Below are 3,740 nucleotides of genomic sequence, written 5' to 3' on the forward strand. Positions count from 1 at the left end.
GCCCCGGGCGGTGCCGCGCAGCAGGGTCACGGCCTGGCGGACCTCGGCGCGGTCGAAGAAGCGGGCGGCGCCGCGGACGACGTACGGGACGCCCCGGGAGGTGAGGGCGTCCTCGAAGGTCTCGGACTGGGCGTTGATGCGGAAGAGCACCGCCATCTCCCCGGCGGGGGTGCCGGCGGCGCGCAGGGCGGCGATGCGGTCGGCGGCCGCGGCGGCCTCGGCCACCTCGTCGGGGTGTGCGGTGTAGCGCACCGGGGCACCGCTGGGCTGCTGGGCGACCAGGTCGACACCCTTGCTCGACGTGCCCGCGAGGAGGCGGTTGGCGGCGCCGACGACCTCGGGGGTGGAGCGATAGTTGCGCACCAGCTCGACCGACGTCGCGTCGGGGAACTTGGTGGTGAAGTCGCGCAGGTAGGCGGCATTGGCCCCCGCGAAGGAGTAGATGGTCTGCGCGGGGTCGCCGACGACGCACAGCTCGTCACGACCGCCCAGCCACAGGTCGAGCAGGGCCGACTGGAGGGGCGAGACGTCCTGGAACTCGTCAACGACGAGCCACTTGTACTGCCGTCGGACCTGGGCGGCGACCGCCTCCTCCTCGGCGAGCAGCCCGGCCGCGAACAGCAGGACGTCCTCCATGTCCATCCGGCCCTGGCCGCGCTTGACCTCCTCGTAGCCCTCGAAGACCCGCCCCACGGTCTCCGGGTCGAGGCTGGAGACGGAGCGGCCCCGCGTCGGGGCGATCCTGGCGTAGTCGTCGGGACCGACGTTGCTGACCTTGGCCCACTCGATCTCGCTGGCGAGGTCGCGCAGCAGCGCCTGGTCGGCATTGACCCGCTGGCGGCGCGCGGCCTGCGCCAGGAGGCCGATCTTGGACTCGATGAGGTTCGGCAGCTCGTGGCCGTGGACGCGGGGCCAGAAGTAGCGCAGCTGGCGCAGGGCGGCGGAGTGGAAGGTGCGGGCCTGGACACCGCCGGCACCCAGCCCCCGCAGCCGGCCGCGCATCTCACCGGCCGCCCGGGTCGTGAAGGTGACCGCGAGGACCTCGGTGGGGACGTAGAGGCCGGTCGCGACGCCGTAGGCGATGCGATGGGTGATCGCCCGGGTCTTGCCCGTGCCCGCGCCCGCGAGCACCCGCACGGGGCCGCGCAGCGCCTCGGCGACCCGGCGCTGCTCGGGGTCGAGCGCGTCCAGGAGGTCGGTGGGAGCGGGCATGCGGTGGAACAACTCCTGCGCGTGGTTGGTTGGAGCGAGAGAACACGGAAACCCTAGACGTCAGGACCGACACCCATGACCTTCACGATGTACAGCACCCCCTGGTGCGGCTACTGCCACCGGCTCCGCAGCCAGCTCGACCGGGAGGGCATCACCTATTCGGTGGTCGACATCGAGCAGCAGCCCGACGCCGCGCTGATCGTCGAGCAGGCCAACAACGGCAACCAGACGGTCCCGACCCTGGTCTACGCCGACGGCTCCGCGCAGACCAACCCGAGCCTGGCCCAGGTCAAGGAGAAGCTCGCCGCCCTGGCGTGAGCCCCGCCGAGCGGTTCACCAGCCCCCGGGCAGCGGGGCGCCGTACCAGTCCTCGATCAGCGAGGACGAGATCGAGATGCCCGCGGGGATGAGCACCTCCCCCGACTCGCAGCCCGCGCGGAGCTCCTCGCGGGTGAACCAGCGGGCCTCGGTGATCTCGGCGCCGTCGACGTCGATGTCGGTGGTGGTGGCGACCCCCCGGAAGCCGATCATCAGGCTCGCCGGCAGCGGCCAGGGCTGGTTTCCGAAGTAGGCGACGTCGCCGACGGTGACGCCGACCTCCTCGAGCACCTCGCGGCGTACGGCGTCCTCGAACGTCTCCCCCGGCTCGACGAACCCGGCCAGGGTCGAGTAGCGGCCCTCGGGCCACACGGCCTGGTGGCCGAGGAGCAGGCGCTCCTCGGCCGAGCCCGGGGCGCCGTGGGTGATGGCCATGATGACGGCCGGGTCGGTGCGCGGGAACTGCCGCCGACCGCAGCCCGTGCACTCGAGCTCGTGGCCCGCGTGCCGCGACTCCAGCCCAGAGCCGCAGCGCGGGCAGTGCCGGGTCACCCAGTGCCACTCGGCCAGGCCGACGGCGTGGAAGAGCCAGGGCGCAGACCCCGGGTCGGCGACCAGCGCGGGCAGCATGCCGCGCAGCGGCACCCACTCGTCGCGGTGGCCCGGGACGTCCCCGGGGTCGGCCAGCACGGCGAACCGGGTCTGACCGTCCCGCTGTCCGAGCAGCACCCGGGTCCCGGGCGGGGCCTCGTGGGGTGCCACCCAGCCGGCGTCACCGTCCACCGGGCGCAGGCGGTTGCCGGAGATGACCAGCACCCGCGTGCCGGGGTCGGCCCACCGCTCGTCGAGCCAGGCGTCGTCGGTACGACGCTCGCCCACACGGTTGTGCGCATGCGCGGAGAGGGCGAGGTGCGGGAGGCTGCGCTGGGGCTCGGCGTCGTTCACCCGCGCCACGCTACTGGGGGCATCGTCGTCGCTAGGGTCGTGGCCATGAGCACCCACGTCGGAGCCGCAGCCGGGGACATCGCCCCCGTCGTCCTCATGCCCGGTGACCCGCTCCGGGCCAGGTGGATCGCGGAGACCTTCCTCGACGACGCGGCGTGCTACACCGAGGTCCGCGGCATGTACGGCTACACCGGCACGTGGCGCGGCCACCGCGTCTCGGTCCAGGGCTCGGGGATGGGCCAGCCGTCGCTGGCGATCTATGCGAACGAGCTCTTCCGCGAGTACGACGTGCAGACCATCGTCCGTGTCGGCTCGTGCGGTGCGCTCACCGAGGCAGTGGGGGTCCGCGACGTCGTCATCGCCAGCGGGGCCTGCACCGACTCCTCGATGAACACCCACCGGTTCCACGGCTACGACTACGCCCCGGTCGCCGACTTCCACCTGCTCCGTCGCGCGTACGAGGCCGCCGCCGCACTGCCCTCGACGACGACCCACGTCGGGCTGGTCTTCTCCAGCGACTCGTTCTACTCGCCCCGCGTCGAGCTGATGGCGCCGATGGTCGAGCACGGGGTGCTGGCCGTCGAGATGGAGGCGAGCGCGCTCTACACGATCGCCGCGGCCCACCGTCGTACGGCACTGGCGATCTGCACCGTCTCCGACCACATCGTCACCGGTGAGGAGACCACCGCGCGGGAGCGCGAGCAGACCTTCGGCGCGATGGTCGAGATCGGGCTGAGCGCAGCGCTCACCGACTGACGGGTCGTCCGCTCCGGGCTCAGACGAGCTCGACGTCCAGGTCGGCCAGCGTCGCGGGGTCGCCCAGCATCTCGATCCGGGTGATGACCCCGTCGCGGAGGGTGAGCACCCACGCCGACCGGGTGGTGCCGCCGGGCGCCCACACGGCGGCGGGGAGTCCGTCGACGTACGCCGGCCGGGCCGCGGCGGCCTTGCCGCTGAACACCTCGGCGACCGCCTCGCGACCACGCATGACCGGCTCGAGCGCCGGAGCGCCGAGGTGGCGCCGGGTGGTGGCCGCACCGACCGAGAAGGCGTCGACGCGCAGCTCGATGTCGGGGTCGAGCATGATGAGGAGGCGCTCGAAGCGGCCCTCGCGCGCGGCCTCCAGGAACGCCGCCACGACCTCCTGCTGCCGACGGCGATCGGGCTCCGACTCGCCACCGCGGACCTTGCGGCGGGCCCGGGAGGCGAGCTGCCGGGCGTTGGCGGTGCTGGTGTCCACGATCGGCGCGACCTCGTCGAAGGGC

Annotated in this window: 5 protein-coding genes; 2 read left to right on the forward strand and 3 right to left on the reverse strand. The window is 73.2% G+C overall.

All coding sequences use genetic code 11. The annotated features are described in order from the left end of the window. The coding region (locus AC1DQF_RS21295; protein ID WP_477527222.1) for an ATP-dependent helicase at positions 1-1,212 on the reverse strand (1,212 nt) is incomplete at its 3' end. A 75-nt stretch (positions 1,213-1,287) separates the two neighbouring features. Here AC1DQF_RS21295 and AC1DQF_RS21300 point away from each other — a divergent pair. Next, complete coding sequence (locus AC1DQF_RS21300) at positions 1,288-1,530, forward strand: mycoredoxin (protein ID WP_477527223.1); 243 nt, start codon at positions 1,288-1,290, stop codon at positions 1,528-1,530. 15 nt (positions 1,531-1,545) lie between these two features. Here AC1DQF_RS21300 and nudC read toward each other — a convergent pair whose 3' ends face one another. Beyond that, positions 1,546-2,475 (reverse strand): NAD(+) diphosphatase, encoded by a 930-nt coding sequence (gene nudC, locus AC1DQF_RS21305; protein ID WP_477527224.1) that lies wholly within the window; start codon positions 2,473-2,475, stop codon positions 1,546-1,548. A 45-nt stretch (positions 2,476-2,520) separates the two neighbouring features. Here nudC and deoD point away from each other — a divergent pair, with 45 nt between their 5' ends. Beyond that, on the forward strand, positions 2,521-3,231 hold the full coding sequence (gene deoD, locus AC1DQF_RS21310) for a purine-nucleoside phosphorylase (RefSeq protein WP_477527225.1): 711 nt from the start codon (positions 2,521-2,523) through the stop codon (positions 3,229-3,231). A 19-nt stretch (positions 3,232-3,250) separates the two neighbouring features. Here the strand turns inward: deoD and AC1DQF_RS21315 are convergent. Then, a partial coding sequence (locus tag AC1DQF_RS21315; RefSeq protein ID WP_477527226.1) for a sigma-70 family RNA polymerase sigma factor family protein occupies positions 3,251-3,740 on the reverse strand: 490 nt, incomplete at its 5' end.

Source organism: Nocardioides sp. P4_G4, from assembly GCF_056401085.1.

Bases quoted from the DNA above. Each gene is read 5' to 3' on its own strand.
- AC1DQF_RS21300 (WP_477527223.1), top strand. From the start codon at position 1,288: ATGACCTTCACGATGTACAGCACCCCCTGGTGCGGCTACTGCCACCGG.
- deoD (WP_477527225.1), top strand. From the start codon at position 2,521: ATGAGCACCCACGTCGGAGCCGCAGCCGGGGACATCGCCCCCGTCGTC.